Origin of the sequence: Streptococcus australis, assembly GCF_015553625.1 — a bacterium.
Classification (GTDB): Bacteria; Bacillota; Bacilli; order Lactobacillales; family Streptococcaceae; genus Streptococcus; species Streptococcus australis_B.
Genome location: NZ_JADNGY010000003.1, coordinates 89,384 through 106,372 on the forward strand (window position 1 = coordinate 89,384; position 16,989 = coordinate 106,372).

Sequence of the window (16,989 nt, forward strand, 5' to 3'; positions counted from 1 at the left end):
CGTCCAAATTAAACGTAAAACCGTGACAAAGAATAGTAAAAGTGGTAGAATAAATGCGAATGGGGAAACCCAAAAAAATAGAAGGAGACGTTTAGAATAATGACTTTAACTAAACAACATAAAAAAGTTATCCTTGTCGGTGACGGCGCTGTAGGTTCATCTTACGCTTTTGCACTTGTTACTCAAGGTATCGCACAAGAATTAGGTATCATCGAAATCCCTCAATTGTTTGAAAAAGCGGTTGGTGATGCTGAAGACCTTAGCCACGCTCTTGCCTTCACTTCTCCTAAGAAAATTTATGCTGCTAAGTACGAAGACTGTGCGGATGCTGACCTCGTTGTTATTACTGCAGGTGCTCCTCAAAAACCAGGTGAAACTCGTCTTGACCTCGTCGGTAAAAACCTTGCTATCAATAAATCAATCGTTGAGCAAGTTGTTGCTTCAGGATTTAACGGTATCTTCCTTGTAGCTGCAAACCCAGTTGACGTCTTGACATACTCTACTTGGAAATTCTCAGGTTTCCCTAAAGAACGCGTTATCGGGTCTGGTACTTCTCTTGACTCAGCTCGTTTCCGTCAAGCTCTTGCTGAAACCATTGGTGTTGATGCACGTTCAGTCCACGCCTACATCATGGGTGAACACGGTGACTCAGAATTCGCTGTTTGGTCACATGCTAACGTTGCCGGTGTAAAATTGGAACAATGGTTGCAAGCAAACCGTGACTTGAATGAAGCTGACCTTGTAGATCTCTTCATCTCTGTACGTGATGCTGCTTACTCAATCATCAACAAGAAAGGGGCTACTTACTACGGTATCGCCGTTGCCCTTGCTCGTATCACTCGTGCCATCCTTGATGACGAGAATGCCGTACTTCCACTTTCAGTCTTCCAAGAAGGCCAATACGGAGTCGAAAACGTCTTTATCGGTCAACCAGCTATCGTTGGTGCCCACGGTATCGTTCGTCCAGTAAATATTCCATTGAACGACGCTGAAACACAAAAAATGCAAGCATCTGCAAAAGAATTGCAAGCTATTATTGATGAAGCATGGAAGAATCCAGAATTCCAAGCAGCTTCTAAAAACTAAGCAAATAATCAAACACCATGTCTAGGACATGGTGTTTTTTTATCTTATGAACATTAAAAAGGAGACCCGAAGGCCTACTCCTACTTTTTAAAATGCTTCTTGCCTAGAAACAAAAAAGAGAGCCTCTCAGCTCTCCTATCGTCATCCACCCTGAGAGAATCGAACTCCCATCTCAAGAACCGGAATCTTACGTGATATCCATTACACTAAGGGTGGCAACTATGATAGTATATCAAAAAATCGATCATTTTACAAGTAAAAAAAGCTTGCCTAAGCAAGCTTTTTAGTATGATTACAATTCAATGTCACCAAACAAGTCAGCCATTGAGAATCCAGTTTGAGTTTCTGGAAGTTCAAAGTCACGTTTTTCTTGTTTTGGACGACGTGGACGTTGTTGACGTTTTTCTTGTTTTTCGCCTTCTTCTTGAGCTGGACGTTCTTCAAGTGCTTTGATAGAAAGTGATACACGTTCATCAGCAGCATTTACTTCAAGAACTTTAACAGTTACTTCTTGTCCAACTTTAAGAACATCTTTTGGATTTTCAACACGTTTGTGTGAAATTTGTGAGATATGAACAAGTCCATCGATACCTGGCAACACTTCAACGAATGCACCAAAGTCAGTCAAACGTTTAACTGTACCTTCGATTACATCACCAGCTGCCAATTTTTGTTCAACGCCATCCCATGGTCCAGGTGTTGTAGCTTTCAATGAAAGTGATACACGACCTTCTTCTTCGTTCAAGTCAAGAACTTTCACTTCGATTTCTTCACCAACAGTTACAACTGATTTAGGTGAAACGTTGCGTTCGTGTGACAATTCAGTCAAGTGAACCAATCCATCAACACCACCAAGATCGATGAAAGCACCGAAGCTAGTGATACGAGCAACTTTACCAGTTACAACATCACCAACGTTCAATTTACCAAATACTTCAGCGCGTGCTGCAGCTGATGCAGCTTCAACAACTTCACGACGAGAAAGGATGAAGCGGTTTTCTTTTGCGTCAACTTCTTTGATTTTAGCATCAAATTCTTGACCTACGAAACGTTCAGTGTTACGTACAAAACGAGTATCAAGCATTGAAGCTGGAATAAATCCACGAAGTCCTTCAAATTCTACTGAAAGTCCGCCCTTAACAGCGCGAGTTCCTTTAACAGTAACAACTTCTTCTTCACGTCCGACCAATTTGTCCCATGCTTTGCGAGCTTCCAAACGTTTTTTAGATACAAGGTAAGTTACTGTATCAGTATCTTTACCAACTACTTGACGAAGAACAAGCAATTCAAGTGTTTCACCTGGTTTAACCAAGTCATTGATGTCAGCATCACGATCGTTTGTCAATTCGCGAAGAGTCAAGACACCTTCGACACCAGTTCCAGAGATTGCAACGTTAGCTTGTGTAGCGTCAACTGTCAAAACTTCAGCAGTAACAACATCACCTGGCTCAACTTGGCTAACACTGTTTAGCAAATCTTCAAATTCATTCATCTAAAAAATCCTCCAACAATCAAGTTTTCTAAACTTGACATACTTATAATTATTTTTCCTAAGCAAGCACTCGCAACGAAATCAAAATGATCTACAACGACTTCTTCATATAAAGAAATAAAATACCTGAGTAGATATTTTACCACCTTATCTGATATTACCTAGAACTGGGGTAGCTGGATTCGAACCAACGCATGAGGGAGTCAAAGTCCCTTGCCTTACCGCTTGGCTATACCCCAAACATAGAATGGAGAGAGAGGGATTCGAACCCCCGAACCCGAAGGAGCGGATTTACAGTCCGCCGCGTTTAGCCTCTTCGCTATCTCTCCAAGCAAATCAACAGACACAATTATACCATTGATTAAATGAAAATGCAACCCCTTATTTGTTCAAATTATAATTTTCGATGGCACTTTCCACTGCTTTTTCAAGGGATTTAAAAAGACTATCTACGGATCCGTTTTTCACAAGAGCAAACTGAGCACCCATATCAGCAATCTCAGCAATAGCCTTTTTTCCAATCGTTAATTGGTAGCCATCAAAGGTTTCTTTACCTACAAGCACTTTACTATCTGCAATTTGAATTTCAATTTTTTTATCTTTCTTACTCATTCTTCCACCTCATTTCAACCCCTTTATTTTACAAAATTTTTCACATGCTTGCAAGCCGAAAATGTTTAATGATTAAATTATTTCATTTCGCAGCTATCTGCTTCTGGCAAAAAAAGAGAGAGTGGGACAGAAATCGGTCATTCGTTAGAATTCGATTTCGTCGTTTCACCTCCGCACAGTTGAGTAGGGCTGTAATAGCTGATGAAATCAGCGTAGTAGAGCCCACTCAACCACTGCGTCTTGCTCGACAATCCAAAGACAATTGAGAGGCTAGGACTTTTGTCCCAGCCTCTCTCATACTTGGTTTATTCAGTTACCTTGAAAATCCATCCTTCTGGCGCTTCAATATCACCAAACTGGATGCCTGTTAATTCATCATAAAGCTTCCGGGTAATTGGTCCTACTTCTGTTTCTGAATAGAAGACATGGAAGTCATCTCCGTGTTGAACTCCACCAATAGGAGAAATGACCGCTGCTGTTCCACAAGCACCTGCTTCAACAAAGCGGTCTAGATGATCAATTGGCACATCCCCTTCGATTGGTGTCAAACCAAGACGATGCTCTGCTAGATAGAGCAAGGAATATTTGGTAATTGATGGCAAGATGGAAGGACTCAGTGGAGTGACAAACTCATTATCAGCTGTAATTCCAAAGAAGTTTGCTGACCCTACTTCTTCAATCTTGGTGTGGGTCGCTGGATCCAAGTAAATCACGTCGGAGAAGTTCCGAGACTTAGCTAATTTACCAGGTAAGAGGCTAGCAGCATAGTTTCCACCAACTTTCGCTGCACCTGTCCCATGAGGTGCTGCCCGGTCGTACTCATCTTGAATCAGGAAGTTGGTTGGGACCAAGCCACCCTTGAAGTAGTTTCCTACTGGCATTGCAAAGATGGTAAAGATGTATTCCTCTGCTGGTTTCACACCGATAATATCTCCAACCCCAATCAACAAGGGGCGAAGATAGAGAGTTCCACCAGTCCCATACGGTGGGACATACTCTTCGTTGGCACGCACTACTGCTTTACAAGCTTCCACAAACATATCCGTTGGAACTTGAGGCATCAAAAGACGATCAGCCGTCCGTTGTAAGCGTTTTGCATTTTCATCCGGACGGAATAATTGAATACTGCCATCCTTTGTCCGATAAGCCTTCAATCCTTCAAAGGCTTGCTGTCCATAGTGCAAACTTGGAGAAGATTCTGAAATATGAAGAGTGGAATCTTCAGATAACTCTCCCTTCTCCCAGGCTCCATTTCGGTAATAAGAAATGTATCGATAGGGTAATTTCATATAAGAAAATCCAAGATTTTCCCAATCAAGTGATACTGTCATATTTATTTTCCTTCTTCCATTCAAGACTTGCTAAATAGCAAGAGCCACCTTTGAAGATGACTTATTCATGTACTCTATTTTACACCATTCCATGAGAATTTCAAGTGGAGTTTGCAATTTTCTGAAAATTTATCAATCAAGAAAGCCAGCTACAAAAGAGCTGACTTTTATCTTATTTAATTCTAGCAGTAAAGACTTCTTGATCAGAAATTTGATCATTGACAAAGGAACCATTGCTGGTTCGTTCTGACAAACTGAGTTGGGTAACATCCACTTCTGTCACCTGTCCTGTTGTCGAGGTGATTTGAAGGATCTGATCCTGCTCTCCTACTTCCTCCTGGCTCGTAAAGAGATCAAAATCTCCTTGGTCCGTGAAGACTGGACCTGCCTTGAAGACGCGGTGTGGCTTAGACTTCAGCTCACGTAAGACTTGTAGTCCACGTTTAGCCCGGCTGGTCACAGGAATATCGTCTTGCGACATCCGTTTGAGACTACCTCGTTGGGTCAGAATGTACATACTTGGTGTTGTCGATTTAAAGACGGCTACCACCTGATCCCCGTCTTTGAGGTTAATGGCTTTAACTCCTGCTGCTTTAGCCCCGACCACTGGGACTTCCTCAATATTGAAGCGTAAGCCATAACCATTTTTGGTAATGACCATGATGTCCTCGAGGACAACTGGTGCAACCGCTACGATACGGTCCTCTTGGTCCTTCAACTTAGCATACTTGGTTGATTTGGAGCGATAGGTCCGCCATGGGCTCAATTCCTTGCGTTCAAAGCGCTTGATTTGTCCCTGTTGGGTAGCTGCGAAGTAGGTCACGCCCTCAAACTGATCCACAATCTCTGCAAAAATAATTTCTTCTTCCTGCTCGAAATTGGTCAAGGTCTGACTGAGGTGTTCTCCGATATCCTTCCACTTGGTATCTGCCAATTCATGAACAGGTCGATAAATGGCATTTCCTAAATTGGTAAAGAGCAAGAGATGCTGGGTAGTCTTAGCAGGCTCTACAAAAATCAATTCATCGTCGTCTCGCTTACCGACTTCTTCCACTGTAGATGCATTGAAAGAACGAGGAGAGGTTCGTTTGATATAACCAGCACGGGTCACGCTGACGAATGTCTCCTCTTCGACAATCAGACTAGCAGTATCAATCTCGATCGTCTTAGCGGTGTCTTGCAACTCACTGCGACGCGGATTGCCAAAGAGTTTCTTAACTTCACGCAATTCCTTCTTCATGAGATTGAACATGGTCCGTTCATCCCCAATGATGGCTGCCAAGGTCGCAATTTGCTCCTTGAGGTTAGCATGCTCTTCTTCCAAGGTTACGATATCCGTATTGGTCAAGCGGTACAATTGCAAGGTAACAATGGCTTCTGCTTGTTCTTCGGTAAAATCGTAGCTGATCTTGAGGTTTTCCTTGGCATCTGCCTTGTTATCAGAAGCACGGATCAAAGCGATGACTTCATCAAGGATAGAAATGACGCGGATCAAGCCCTCTACGATGTGGAGGCGTCGTTCCGCCTTTTCCTTGTCAAAGCGAGAGCGAGCGACAATGATATCCCGACGGTGAGCAATGTAGCTAGACAAAATCGGCACAATTCCCACTTGACGTGGGGTATAGTTGTCAATGGCCACCATATTGAAGTTGTAGTTAACCTGCAAATCTGTGTACTTAAACAAGTAGTTCAAGATCAAGTCTGCATTGGCATCTTTCTTCAACTCAATGGCAATGCGAAGACCATCCCGGTCAGACTCATCCCGAACCTCGGCAATACCGGCCACCTTATTGTTGACACGGACATCGTCAATTTTCTTAACCAAGACAGCCTTGTTGATCTCATAAGGAATCTCGGTAACGATAATTTGTTGCTTGCCGCCTTTGAGTTGCTCAATCTCTGTCTTAGAGCGAACAACCACCCGTCCCTTACCTGTTTCATAGGCTTTCTTGATCTCATCCCGCCCTTGGATAATGGCACCAGTCGGAAAGTCAGGCCCAGGTAAAAACTCCATGAGCTTATCTACCTTAGCAGATGGATGGTCGATCATGTAGACCACAGCATCGATGACTTCAGCAAGGTTATGAGGCGGAATATCTGTCGCGTAACCAGCTGAAATCCCTGTAGCCCCATTGACCAAAAGGTTTGGAAAGGCTGCAGGCAAAACAGTTGGCTCTTTTTCTGTATCATCAAAGTTCCAGGCAAACGGAACTGTGTTCTTTTCGATATCTTGAAGGAGATAACCAGCAATTTCAGATAGACGGGCTTCAGTATAACGCATGGCAGCCGGTGGATCACCGTCCATTGAACCATTGTTACCGTGCATTTCGACAAGGATTTCACGGTTTTTCCAATCTTGAGACATGCGGACCATGGCATCATAGATGGAACTATCCCCGTGAGGGTGGAAATTCCCCATGATATTTCCGACAGACTTGGCAGATTTCCGGTAGCCCTTATCATGGGTATTCCCATCCTTATTCATAGAATAAAGAATCCGCCGTTGAACAGGTTTCAAGCCATCCCGAATATCAGGAAGAGCCCGTTCTTGAATAATGTATTTGGAGTAACGACCAAAGCGCTCTCCCATGATGTCCTCCAGGGACATGATTTGAATATTACTCATATAAGATACAAAGGGACGTTTCGGCTTGCCGAAAATTTCTGTAGAAAAATAGGAAATCGATGCAGGGTTCCATGAACCCAAAGCGATTTATCTTTTTTCCTAGGAAATTAGTCCCGTGTTCAGTTACTACAAATAACTAAACGATCCTTTCTGTAGTTTTAAATACGTTGTTAAATGATTGAATCAAGAGCTTCACACACCTTTAGGGCGTGTTCAACTCCTTTCAAAGAATGTAGAGTATGTGTAATGATAAAAGAATGTAGGTCGTGTTCAGTTACTACAAATAACTAAACGGTCCTTTCTGTAGTTTAAGGTGTTTAAAATAGATGATTGAATCAATGATTCGACAGTTTCTCCTCGGCATAAGCCATCATCTTCTTAGCCTCTATGTGATTGTAGGCAAACCCCATCTTTTTTGCCAATTTTTGCGCTTCACAATTGAATAGCTTCATGGTAGAAAACAAAGACTGAGTGACCTTCTCTAAACTAGATAAATCAAGCAGATTAGAGAACTCCTTCTCTTGCTCCGCTGGTAGATATTGAAAGAGATACTTGTAGTTCTTTCCGATGTCTACGGTACCCCGAGCACTTGCTACCTGCCAAGCCAAGACCTTCAAAAGTTCTTGCTGGCAAATGCTATAGAGGTGGTCAGCCGCATAGACCATTTGATTTCTTCGAATGCCCTTGACGACATAAGTCGATACCCACCAAAATTCATTGCAGGATGCTGCAAATTCCTCTTCGGAGGGCGGAGCAGTCCAGTATCGCTTCGGATTAGGTAGATAAGCTTCAAACAAGCCTTTGTCGTCTTTTAAGACTTTGAAACCTGCCTCGCTGTCCACCCACTCTTGGATGTGTTCCTTGGGACAGAGTGTCAAATCGATGCGGTTGCCATCTTCAAAGAGCATAAGATAAAGGTATCGATGACCAAGTAAATTGTGCTGTTCAATCAGACGGTTACCAAACCGGTTTAGCCAAGATAAATCTGAAATCAGCTCTTCCAGATTCTCAACTATATAGACCACGTCATAATCTTGAAACTCATCTTTTTGGGTCTGTGGATTGATCCGCGATCCGGATAAAGCCACTGCTTCCGCTTTCAAGTTATCAGCTATCTGCAAAATCAGAGTCATAATTTCTGTATCAGTTCTCATTTTAATACCTTTTTATAGTTGAACCTACATTTTAAATTAAAAATCTATTTAGATTATTTTTATGATTGTATTTTTTAGAAACTTAGACAGCTGAATAAAGTGAATTATAATCTCCACTCTTATCACTTGTCATTTGATTGACGCCATTCTTTATAGGACTCTATGTCTTTTTTTACCATAGACAAACAAAACGAAACAACTGCCATGTCATCTACATATCCAACACCTGGAATAAAGTCAGGAATAAGATCAATTGGAGACGCAAAATAAATAAGCGCACTAGTAACAGCTAAAATGGTTCCATAGGGGACAGAAGTATATTTTCCTTCTGCAAAATTTTTTACTAAAGATATCATGACTGGAATAATAGACAACTCCTTTCCAATCATTGGAATTTCTTCAATCTTTGTCTCTAACCCGCGCAAAAATTTATCTAATTTATCTTTATCATTTAATAAGGCTTTAGACCTTCCGTACCCACTCTCAAGAGCTTGCTTTACCTGCTCTTTATTCATACTATTTGCCATAGGATATTTCTCCACTAATTTATTAACAAATCAATTAAATAAAAATAGAATCTTTAAAACGCTGTCGTTTCTTCCAAGGTAAACTTAACGTTATCTTCGATCCATTGGCGGCGAGGTGCAGCCTTATCACCCATTAGGACCGAGACGCGGCGTTCTGCACGCGCTAAGTCATCAATGGTGACACGAATCAAGGTGCGGGTTTCTGGGTTCATGGTGGTTTCCCAAAGTTGGTCCGCATTCATCTCCCCCAACCCTTTGTAACGTTGGAGAGTTGCCCCACGGCCAAAGGTCCGACGCAGGTCTTCCAATTCACTATCTGTCCAAGCATAAGCCACTTCTTCTTTCTTGCCTTTGCCTTTAGACATCTTATAAAGAGGAGGCATGGCAATATAAACACGTCCTGCTTCAACCAAGGGACGCATATAGCGATAGAAGAAAGTGAGGAGCAAGGTCTGGATGTGTGCCCCATCCGTATCCGCATCGGTCATAATGATAATCTTGTCATAGTTGGCATCTTCGATTGTAAAGTCAGCCCCAACTCCAGCACCGATGGTATAGATCATGGTGTTGATTTCCTCGTTTTTGAGGATATCGCTCATATTGGCCTTCTCAGTATTGAGAACCTTCCCTCGAAGTGGAAGGATGGCTTGGAACTTACGGTCTCGACCTTGCTTGGCCGATCCACCGGCTGAGTCTCCTTCGACTAGATAGAGTTCATTCTTAGCAGCATTCTTGGACTGGGCCGGGGTCAATTTACCAGATAAGAGTCCCTTATCCTTCTTATTCTTCTTCCCATTACGACTCTCATCACGCGCCTTCCGAGCGGCTTCACGCGCATCCCGAGCCTTGATGGCCTTGCGAATCAGATTGGAAGCTAATTCCCCATTTTCCATGAGGAAGAAGGTCAACTTGTCAGCTACAATCCCATCAACAACTGGACGAGCCAAAGGACTTCCTAGTTTGTCCTTGGTTTGCCCTTCAAACTGCAAATGGGCTTCTGGAACCAAGATCGAAAGAACAGCGGAAAGGCCTTCACGATAGTCTGATCCCTCTAGGTTCTTGTCTTTTTCTTTGAGGAGACCTGTCTTTCTTGCATAGTCGTTCATGGCCTTGGTAATGGCTGTCTTAAGACCGGTCTCGTGGGTTCCCCCATCCTTAGTGCGGACATTATTAACAAAGGACAAGATGTTGTCAGAATAGCCATCATTGTATTGGAGAGCGACTTCTACTTGGAAGCCTTCTGATTCTCCATTAAAGTAAAGAACCGGCGTCAAGGTTTCCTTATCTTCATTTAAGTACTCAACGAAATCCTGAACCCCATTCTCGTAATGGAAGGCCACATAGTTGTCTTCTTCCTTACGTAGGTCTGTCAGCGTCAGCGTTACGTCTTTAAGCAAGAAGGCTGATTCTTTGATCCGTTCTGCAATGGTATTAAACTTGAAATCCGTCGTTGAGAAAATAGTTGGATCCGGCATGAAAGTAACCTTAGTCCCAGTCTTCGACTTAGGGGCCGTTCCTATCTTCTCAAGAGTGGTAACAGGCTTACCGCCATCTTCAAAGCGTTGTTTGTAGACCGCTCCATCACGAGTGATCTCAACCTCAAGCCAGCTAGAGAGGGCATTCACGACGGAAGACCCCACCCCGTGGAGACCACCAGAGGTCTTATAGCCACCTTGACCAAACTTCCCTCCAGCGTGGAGAACCGTAAAGATAACCTCAACGGTTGGTTTGCCCATCGCATGCATCCCTGTCGGCATCCCCCGACCTTGGTCAGCTACAGATAGAGACCCGTCCTTATTAATGGTAACGTCAATTTGAGAACCAAAACCTGATAGAGCTTCATCGACGGCATTGTCGACAATTTCCCAGACCAAATGGTGGAGACCATTTCCATCTGTCGATCCGATATACATCCCTGGACGTTTACGAACCGCATCCAACCCTTCTAGTACCTGAATGGCATCGTCATTGTAATTATTAATGTTGATTTCCTTTTTAGACACAAGGAACCTCCTGTTTGTTCATCTTTTCTATATTACAGCTTTTTAGGAAATTTTGCAAAATTTTTCTTTCTTCCCTCCCTTTCAGTAGCCCATTTAAGTGCGATTAGCTTTAACCGACTATCCGATGTGACAATTATGGACGAAATTTTCTTTTTCATTCAAAGCAATTTTGATATAATGAAATTATGATGAAAACAATTCTTTTACTCGTATTAGCCTACTTATTAGGCTCTATCCCTTCTGGTTTGTGGATTGGGAAAGCCTTCTTTAACATCAATCTACGGGAACACGGTTCTGGAAATACAGGGACCACCAATACCTTCCGCATTTTAGGGACGAAGGCAGGTCTGGTCGTCTTTGCTGTTGATTTCCTCAAGGGAACCTTGGCTGTTTTATTGCCGACCATTTTTGGGGTTTCAGGAATTTCTCCTATGATCTTTGGTCTTTTAGCGGTCCTTGGGCACACCTTCCCGATTTTTGCAGGCTTTAAAGGAGGCAAGGCAGTAGCAACCAGTGCAGGGGTCCTCATCGGCTTCTCCCCTCTCTTTCTATTTATCTTAGCTATTTATTTCTTTACTAGCCTCTATTTGACAAGTATGATTTCCTTTTCAAGTGTGACGGTCGCTATTCTGGCCAGTATCGGAGTCCTCATCCTCCCACTGACTGGTTGGATTCTCCCAAGCTACGATCTGATTTTCACCATCGTCGTCCTCGCACTGGCGACCTTGATAATCATCCGCCACAAGGACAACATCAAACGAATCCTTAACAAGAATGAAAACATCGTCACTTGGGGCAAAAACATCACCCATCAAAAACAAAAAGGGGAGTAGGACAGAACGAATTTTGAATAAAAATCGTTCGTTGGCCCACCCCCGCAAGGCTGATTAGGTCATCTTTGGAGCTTAAAAGGCGAACAAAGATGCCAATCAGCTACTGCGTCTTGCAGTTATAACTATCATATATAAGAGACTGGACACTTTATGCCCAGCCTCTTTTTTATGTTCAATAATAGAAGGTTTTTAGAAGAAAGCAAAGAGGAGTCTCCCCTCCACTTCTTCTATAACTTCACTTTCAATAGTCTCTCTATTTCTTGATAAAGAATCTTTGTTGGCTGGTAGCCTTTGCTTTTCTGAGCAAGAGCCTTTAAGTGTGACCAATCTTCTCGAGAAACCAATTCATTAAATAAGCGCAAGACTTCAGATTCCGTCTTTTTACGAGAAACTAATCCTACTTGGAATAACTCAGCCCGAACCGCATTGTCAAACTGGTCATAGTCCTGGGGCAAAATCAGACTTGGAATGCCCTTTTCGATACAGCCCATCAGAATCCCTGCACCTGCATGATGAATGGCAAAGTCCATTTGATCCAGAACATCTGAATAAGGGAGGTAATCAAAGATCAGAAGATTCTCCGACAAGATCCTTGGTGTATGCTCCAAACCAGCAGAGTCGCCTAAGGTTACGTAGAAGACATAGTCAGGATATTCTTGGCTCAAAATCTTTGCCAACTCCACCATCTGCTCTTTTTCCCATTTTAAATGAGTCCCGCAAGTGACGAAAACTCGCATTTTAGAGGTCGTAAGATACTGCTTCTGTTCTTGGGGAAGTCGGTCAAAAGATAGACAGCGATAACCAACCCATTTGAGCTGGGGTGGAAAATCGTCTCGAAACTCCAACTCTTTCATGCCTAGAGCTAAGATTGAGTAGGGAGAGTAAACTGCTTCTGTTCCATCTTCACGGTACAATTTGAAGTCCGCTAGGGTAACGAGATTCTTCTTAACCAGCGCAAGTCCAACTTTCTTTGCCAGACGAATGACCTGCCTGCCCATTGCATCTCTCCACTTGTAGAATATTCCCTGGTGTGGTCTCCAGCCACCTAGATAAGCAGGGGTAGTCGTGCGACTCTCAATCGCCACTGGACTTGGAATGGTCGTAATCCAGGGGATTTCCAAACGATCTGCTAACATACCAGCAGGAGCTGCTACAAAATCTGCAATAACCAAGTCAGGTTTTCCCTCAGAGTTCCAAATTCGATTTATTTCGTCGAAAACTTCAGGGAGCAGTCTGCTATTGGCTATTAATTGTTGGTACATGATAAATAGATTTGCTTGCTTTGGTGTATTCGCTATATCTTCCATCACTGTCGGACGATCAGGAAACAAGGCAAGGCAGTCAAAACCAATCTGCTCAACCAATGTCTTTTTCTGAAAACCTGTAATGACACGGATCTGAAAACGCGGATCCTCTAGCAAGGGCTTCACCAGAGTCAAGGTTGGAAATAAATGGCCACTAAAGGGAACGCTAATCACATCGATTTTTATCACTTTGTCTAATCCAGTCATAGATGATTCCTTTCACATCTTTTCTGTATTCATAGCTATAATGATCCGTATCCACTTGAATATCCGCTGAGTGGCGATCAAGAATACGTGAATAAGGATCTTTCTTTCCTTTGATGACTAGCAGTTCTATATCCTTTTGACTTAAGAGAAGCTGGGATACAGGTCCAAGCGCTATCACGCGCAATCTTGGAAGGGTGACCTGATTGCCTAAACTTCTGAGCCACTGGGTCAGCATATTGACCCCTGAACTCTTACAAACAAGAACTACTTCCTGCGCTTCCAACAAGGGAGACAAGTGCTCCTGTAACAACTTTAGGAAACGCGGGTTCAATATCGTATGCCAATAGTAGATGATATTGGACGTAGCAGCCGACAAGAGGGATACCTGAGGAAACTCTATGTGTTCAAAATCTTGATTGAAGGGGAAATTACTGGCTACTACTGAATAGCCAGATGGACAAATAGCATGGAGGAGATCTAGTTGTCCAGCTGTCAGCCCAGCACAAGTGATATCACTGCTCCCACTAAGAAAGAGGACCAAGCGATCAGAGTCTAGCATGGTCTGATCAAGAGACAAAGCAGACAAACGGTCTAGATAGGACTTCATCTTACTCATAACGAATCCTTCCATCTGTCACACGAATCTTCCGCCCCCGCCAATTAATCACAGGAGGAGTCACTAGAACATAGACAAAGAGCCAAGGAAGCAGGAAATCACTCAGCACTTCGTAGGCGACTTCATCCAAGTGTAGGCGATTGGATAGAATGCTTTGTCGATAGAGGAGCATCCATACTGCCTTGAATAGTAGTAAACTCAAGCCTAGAAGAAGATAAGGCCAACCTAAAAACAGACTTAGGATGAAGCCTGGAAAAGGCAGAAAACTCGGTAAGCCAATGAGGCAAAAGACCTTCCAATCCAGGTGTTCTTTGAGATAGATAGAGCTAAAGAGAAGCCACCGCTTCATCTGGAGCAGGTATTGTTTGACGTCCTTGATAGTGGTTCGAACATTACAGGTAACCCGCGTTTGGACAATGGATACTCCTTTACTCCTTAAAAAATCAGCCACAGCTAAATCATCACATAGATAATCCTTAATCGCTGTGAAGAGCCCCTGCTCTTTTGCAAGTTCTACCGGTAGGATATAAAACATCCCGTTGATGGAGTGATTCGCCTCAACTTCTGCCATGGTAAAATAGGTAATGAAGGAATTGCCATTGACGAATGCTGCAACTAGCTTGGACCAGAAATTACTTCTTTCTTGGTTATAGGGAATACCTGTCAGAATGACCTCTTGACCCAGATAGGCAGTCAATTCACCCATTTTAGAAAAATCAATCACACTATCATCGTCCAAAACAATCAGGTAAGGCCGGGTCAGCTCCTCTACAACCTGCTCAATCTTGTAACTCTTAGGATTAATCCCCTGAGGGACGTCTTCGATGAGAAAGATTCGAATGCGTTGGGCAAAGGAAGCATCTTGGCAAATCTGATCTGCTACTCGCTGGGCTTCTGTATCAGACTGGTCAATCAACCAGTAGAATTCTACTGCTTCTGTTTGCTGGAGATTGGCCCGCAAATCACTCTCTAAACGAGGATCTCCTGAGAGGATGGGTTGGACCACTGTAAAAAGCTCTTCTGGGAAGTCCGCAATATGAGCCTGACCTCTTTTATAATAAGTAAAGGACAGCAACCAACGGATGAGAAATAAGAGAAGATAAGCAACAGCTAAAAATATAAATATAAATTTCATCAATTAAGTCCCTTTCGTAAATACCTGGCGAGGACACGAATGATCCACCTTTGGGGAAGCATGCTACCTAGCCAAACTAGCAAGCGATAGCGAAGCCCGATAATCGCATAGGAAGTATCCCTTTCTATAAATCGGATCAACTGCTGAGCGACTTTCTCAGGCTTCATCTGCAAGCGACCGCCTCCCAATGCTTCTACTAGTTTAGGAGGAAAAATAGCTGTTTGGACTGGTCCAAGAATATAGAGACCTAGCTGGACTGGAGAATCTGATTGACTTAGTTCCTCCTGGAGAGCAAGGGTATAGGTCTGCAAGGCAGCCTTGCTGGAACTGTAGGCTGCTAGATAGGGATGAGGAAAAAGAGCTGCCAGAGATGACAGCTGGACCAGCTGGATCTTCTGATTTTTCTGCACTAACTTTTTGATTAGGTGGACCGGAGCATGATAATTGATTTGCCAGAGATCTTGCTCATTTGCTGTAGCTAGATAGCTGCCTAGGGAAAAATAGGCTAGTCCCGCACAATTGACAAGAAGATCTGCATCTAGGTTCTCTACAAAAGCTTCTAGGGCTACTTGATCTAGCATATCTAACGTTAGGATTGACAGTTGCGCCTTGCTCCCAGTTAGTTCCTTTTGAACTTGGGAGAGTTTGTCAGCATCGCGACCCACTAAGACCAGATGCTCCAGACTTCTTGCCAGTTCTTTCGCTAGCTGCCGGCCAATCCCTCCTGTAGCTCCTAAAATGATTGCTTTTTTTATAGTATCTTCTATCTTCATAGCTCTAGTGTACCAAATTTCGATTAGATAGAAAACTCCTACTTCTATTCTTCCACCTTAAGGTACAATCCATACCTTTAAACAATGAGAATGTCACTTTAAATCATTGAAGTAAGGATTGAAATAGTTTATAATAGCTTGAATACAAAATAATTGAGGGGTTTTTATGAAATTCTATTCCTACGACTATGTACTGAGTCAGATTAGCCAGCAAAATTGGGTCATGGTGATCATGTCCATTCTCTTAGTGTTGGTAACGGCTTTTTTCGCATTTAAGGCATATAAGGATAAACGTGGAAGTAAGTTCCGTGAATTGTCTATTATTTCTGTCTTAATCTTAGTAGCCGTTGTTTTGATTGGCATTTCAAATTTTCAAAACAATCAGTCTAATGACAATCAATTCCGCTCTTCCCTACACTTTATCGAAGTTGTTTCAAAAGAATTAGGTGTAGATAAAGAAGATGTCTATGCCAATACTTCGGATACGACCGACGGAGCTATTATCAAGGTAGACAAGCAATTCTATCGTGCGATTAGCGGAACAGACCCAGATAGCTATTTACTTGAAAAAATGGACTTATATAAAACAGATGTAGAACTGGTGGAGGTTGAAAAATGATAAGCTTTTTTGCTACAATTGCAATTAAATTGGCCTTTGGGCTTCTTTCTCTTGTTTTTGTTATTAACGTAACAGGAAAAGGAAATTTAGCTCCAAGTTCTGCAGTAGACCAAATACAGAACTTTGTTCTCGGGGGTATTATCGGCGGGGTCATCTACAATAGCTCGATTACCATCCTTCAATATATCGTCATCCTCATCATCTGGACGATTTTGATTCTGTCACTCAAATGGCTTAATACCAATGTTTACTTCATCAAACATCTGATTGATGGAAAACCAACTATTATCATAAAAAACGGAAAATTAGATCCAGAAGCTTGTCGCTCAAAAGGCCTTTCTGCTTCTGACGTCGCTCTTAAGTTGCGCTCTCAAGGGGTCTTCCAATTGAAAGAAGTCAAAAGAGCCGTCATCGAACAAAATGGCCAACTCATAATCGTTCGAATGGGAGATGAAAATCCCAAATACCCAATCATTACAGATGGTGTGGTCCAAGTAGAGATCTTAGAGACCATTGGTAAAACTGAAGAATGGCTTATAGCCGAACTCAATAAAAAAGGATTTGAAACTGTTGATGACATTTTTATCGCTGAGTACGACAAGGGCGAGATTAATGTCGTGACTTATTAAAGTTGGAAATCAGCTATTCGATAAAATAGACAAGTAAAAGGT

General features: G+C 42.6%; 15 protein-coding genes and 3 tRNA genes. 4 read left to right on the forward strand and 14 right to left on the reverse strand.

What is annotated here, in order from left to right:
• Positions 1 to 99: 99 nt before the first annotated feature.
• On the forward strand, positions 100 to 1,086 hold the full coding sequence (locus I2D56_RS03405) for an L-lactate dehydrogenase (protein ID WP_006596417.1): 987 nt from the start codon (positions 100 to 102) through the stop codon (positions 1,084 to 1,086).
• 144 nt (positions 1,087 to 1,230) lie between these two features.
• Here I2D56_RS03405 and I2D56_RS03410 read toward each other — a convergent pair.
• The 10 genes from I2D56_RS03410 to parE form a co-directional block, all read right to left on the reverse strand.
• A tRNA-Arg gene (locus I2D56_RS03410) sits at positions 1,231 to 1,302 on the reverse strand.
• Positions 1,303 to 1,378: 76 nt separating this feature from the next.
• Positions 1,379 to 2,578 (reverse strand): 30S ribosomal protein S1, encoded by a 1,200-nt coding sequence (gene rpsA / locus I2D56_RS03415; RefSeq protein ID WP_006596419.1) that lies wholly within the window; start codon positions 2,576 to 2,578, stop codon positions 1,379 to 1,381.
• Between the two features lie 167 nt (positions 2,579 to 2,745).
• A tRNA-Gln gene (locus tag I2D56_RS03420) sits at positions 2,746 to 2,817 on the reverse strand.
• Between the two features lie 9 nt (positions 2,818 to 2,826).
• Positions 2,827 to 2,907: transfer RNA gene (locus I2D56_RS03425), tRNA-Tyr, on the reverse strand.
• 52 nt (positions 2,908 to 2,959) lie between these two features.
• The gene (locus tag I2D56_RS03430) at positions 2,960 to 3,190 is read right to left on the reverse strand and encodes a DUF2969 domain-containing protein (RefSeq protein ID WP_023023146.1); all 231 of its coding nucleotides are present in this window, start codon (positions 3,188 to 3,190) and stop codon (positions 2,960 to 2,962) included.
• Between the two features lie 305 nt (positions 3,191 to 3,495).
• Complete coding sequence (locus tag I2D56_RS03435) at positions 3,496 to 4,521, reverse strand: branched-chain amino acid aminotransferase (protein WP_023026777.1); 1,026 nt, start codon at positions 4,519 to 4,521, stop codon at positions 3,496 to 3,498.
• Positions 4,522 to 4,693: 172 nt separating this feature from the next.
• Positions 4,694 to 7,147 carry a DNA topoisomerase IV subunit A gene (parC, locus tag I2D56_RS03440; protein ID WP_042507509.1) on the reverse strand — a complete coding sequence of 818 codons (2,454 nt, stop codon included), beginning with the start codon at positions 7,145 to 7,147 and terminating at the stop codon, positions 4,694 to 4,696.
• Positions 7,148 to 7,482: 335 nt separating this feature from the next.
• Positions 7,483 to 8,301 carry an aminoglycoside 6-adenylyltransferase gene (locus I2D56_RS03445; protein ID WP_023023140.1) on the reverse strand — a complete coding sequence of 273 codons (819 nt, stop codon included), beginning with the start codon at positions 8,299 to 8,301 and terminating at the stop codon, positions 7,483 to 7,485.
• Positions 8,302 to 8,423: 122 nt separating this feature from the next.
• Positions 8,424 to 8,828: a YkvA family protein gene (locus I2D56_RS03450; protein ID WP_023023138.1), complete on the reverse strand. Its 405-nt coding sequence runs from the start codon at positions 8,826 to 8,828 to the stop codon at positions 8,424 to 8,426.
• A 53-nt stretch (positions 8,829 to 8,881) separates the two neighbouring features.
• Entirely contained in the window at positions 8,882 to 10,831 is a 1,950-nt protein-coding gene (gene parE / locus I2D56_RS03455) for a DNA topoisomerase IV subunit B (protein ID WP_023023136.1), read from the reverse strand.
• 188 nt (positions 10,832 to 11,019) lie between these two features.
• Between parE and plsY the strand changes: the two genes are divergently transcribed.
• Entirely contained in the window at positions 11,020 to 11,664 is a 645-nt protein-coding gene (plsY, locus tag I2D56_RS03460; protein ID WP_023023133.1) for a glycerol-3-phosphate 1-O-acyltransferase PlsY, read from the forward strand.
• 227 nt (positions 11,665 to 11,891) lie between these two features.
• Here the strand turns inward: plsY and I2D56_RS03465 are convergent, their stop codons facing one another.
• From I2D56_RS03465 to I2D56_RS03480, 4 genes are read right to left on the reverse strand one after another with little or no spacing between them, the layout of a single operon-like run.
• Positions 11,892 to 13,175, reverse strand: coding sequence for a glycosyltransferase (locus tag I2D56_RS03465; RefSeq protein WP_123159222.1), 1,284 nt, complete (start codon positions 13,173 to 13,175; stop codon positions 11,892 to 11,894).
• The gene (locus I2D56_RS03470; RefSeq protein WP_118228215.1) at positions 13,135 to 13,791 is read right to left on the reverse strand and encodes a hypothetical protein; all 657 of its coding nucleotides are present in this window, start codon (positions 13,789 to 13,791) and stop codon (positions 13,135 to 13,137) included. The genes I2D56_RS03465 and I2D56_RS03470 overlap by 41 nt, the downstream gene beginning before the upstream one ends.
• Positions 13,784 to 14,926 carry a glycosyltransferase gene (locus I2D56_RS03475; protein WP_195347977.1) on the reverse strand — a complete coding sequence of 381 codons (1,143 nt, stop codon included), beginning with the start codon at positions 14,924 to 14,926 and terminating at the stop codon, positions 13,784 to 13,786. Before I2D56_RS03475 ends, I2D56_RS03470 begins: the two co-directional genes overlap by 8 nt.
• On the reverse strand, positions 14,926 to 15,699 hold the full coding sequence (locus I2D56_RS03480; RefSeq protein WP_195347978.1) for an SDR family NAD(P)-dependent oxidoreductase: 774 nt from the start codon (positions 15,697 to 15,699) through the stop codon (positions 14,926 to 14,928). Before I2D56_RS03480 ends, I2D56_RS03475 begins: the two co-directional genes overlap by 1 nt.
• Before the next feature lie 166 nt (positions 15,700 to 15,865).
• Here I2D56_RS03480 and I2D56_RS03485 point away from each other — a divergent pair, with 166 nt between their 5' ends.
• Together I2D56_RS03485 and I2D56_RS03490 are read left to right on the forward strand one after the other, a co-directional pair.
• The gene (locus tag I2D56_RS03485; protein WP_195347979.1) at positions 15,866 to 16,318 is read left to right on the forward strand and encodes a DUF3290 family protein; all 453 of its coding nucleotides are present in this window, start codon (positions 15,866 to 15,868) and stop codon (positions 16,316 to 16,318) included.
• Positions 16,315 to 16,947 (forward strand): DUF421 domain-containing protein, encoded by a 633-nt coding sequence (locus I2D56_RS03490; protein WP_195347980.1) that lies wholly within the window; start codon positions 16,315 to 16,317, stop codon positions 16,945 to 16,947. Before I2D56_RS03485 ends, I2D56_RS03490 begins: the two co-directional genes overlap by 4 nt.
• Positions 16,948 to 16,989: the final 42 nt, after the last annotated feature.

What these genes read in the sequence shown, in the direction of transcription:
- parC (WP_042507509.1), bottom strand. Translation starts at nt 7,147, where the DNA reads ATGAGTAATATTCAAATCATGTCCCTGGAGGACATCATGGGAGAGCGC.
- I2D56_RS03435 (WP_023026777.1), bottom strand. Translation starts at nt 4,521, where the DNA reads ATGACAGTATCACTTGATTGGGAAAATCTTGGATTTTCTTATATGAAA.
- I2D56_RS03465 (WP_123159222.1), bottom strand. Translation starts at nt 13,175, where the DNA reads ATGACTGGATTAGACAAAGTGATAAAAATCGATGTGATTAGCGTTCCC.
- I2D56_RS03485 (WP_195347979.1), top strand. Translation starts at nt 15,866, where the DNA reads ATGAAATTCTATTCCTACGACTATGTACTGAGTCAGATTAGCCAGCAA.
- I2D56_RS03405 (WP_006596417.1), top strand. Translation starts at nt 100, where the DNA reads ATGACTTTAACTAAACAACATAAAAAAGTTATCCTTGTCGGTGACGGC.
- I2D56_RS03490 (WP_195347980.1), top strand. Translation starts at nt 16,315, where the DNA reads ATGATAAGCTTTTTTGCTACAATTGCAATTAAATTGGCCTTTGGGCTT.
- rpsA (WP_006596419.1), bottom strand. Translation starts at nt 2,578, where the DNA reads ATGAATGAATTTGAAGATTTGCTAAACAGTGTTAGCCAAGTTGAGCCA.
- I2D56_RS03470 (WP_118228215.1), bottom strand. Translation starts at nt 13,791, where the DNA reads ATGAGTAAGATGAAGTCCTATCTAGACCGTTTGTCTGCTTTGTCTCTT.
- plsY (WP_023023133.1), top strand. Translation starts at nt 11,020, where the DNA reads ATGAAAACAATTCTTTTACTCGTATTAGCCTACTTATTAGGCTCTATC.
- I2D56_RS03480 (WP_195347978.1), bottom strand. Translation starts at nt 15,699, where the DNA reads ATGAAGATAGAAGATACTATAAAAAAAGCAATCATTTTAGGAGCTACA.
- I2D56_RS03450 (WP_023023138.1), bottom strand. Translation starts at nt 8,828, where the DNA reads ATGGCAAATAGTATGAATAAAGAGCAGGTAAAGCAAGCTCTTGAGAGT.
- I2D56_RS03430 (WP_023023146.1), bottom strand. Translation starts at nt 3,190, where the DNA reads ATGAGTAAGAAAGATAAAAAAATTGAAATTCAAATTGCAGATAGTAAA.
- I2D56_RS03445 (WP_023023140.1), bottom strand. Translation starts at nt 8,301, where the DNA reads ATGAGAACTGATACAGAAATTATGACTCTGATTTTGCAGATAGCTGAT.
- I2D56_RS03475 (WP_195347977.1), bottom strand. Translation starts at nt 14,926, where the DNA reads ATGAAATTTATATTTATATTTTTAGCTGTTGCTTATCTTCTCTTATTT.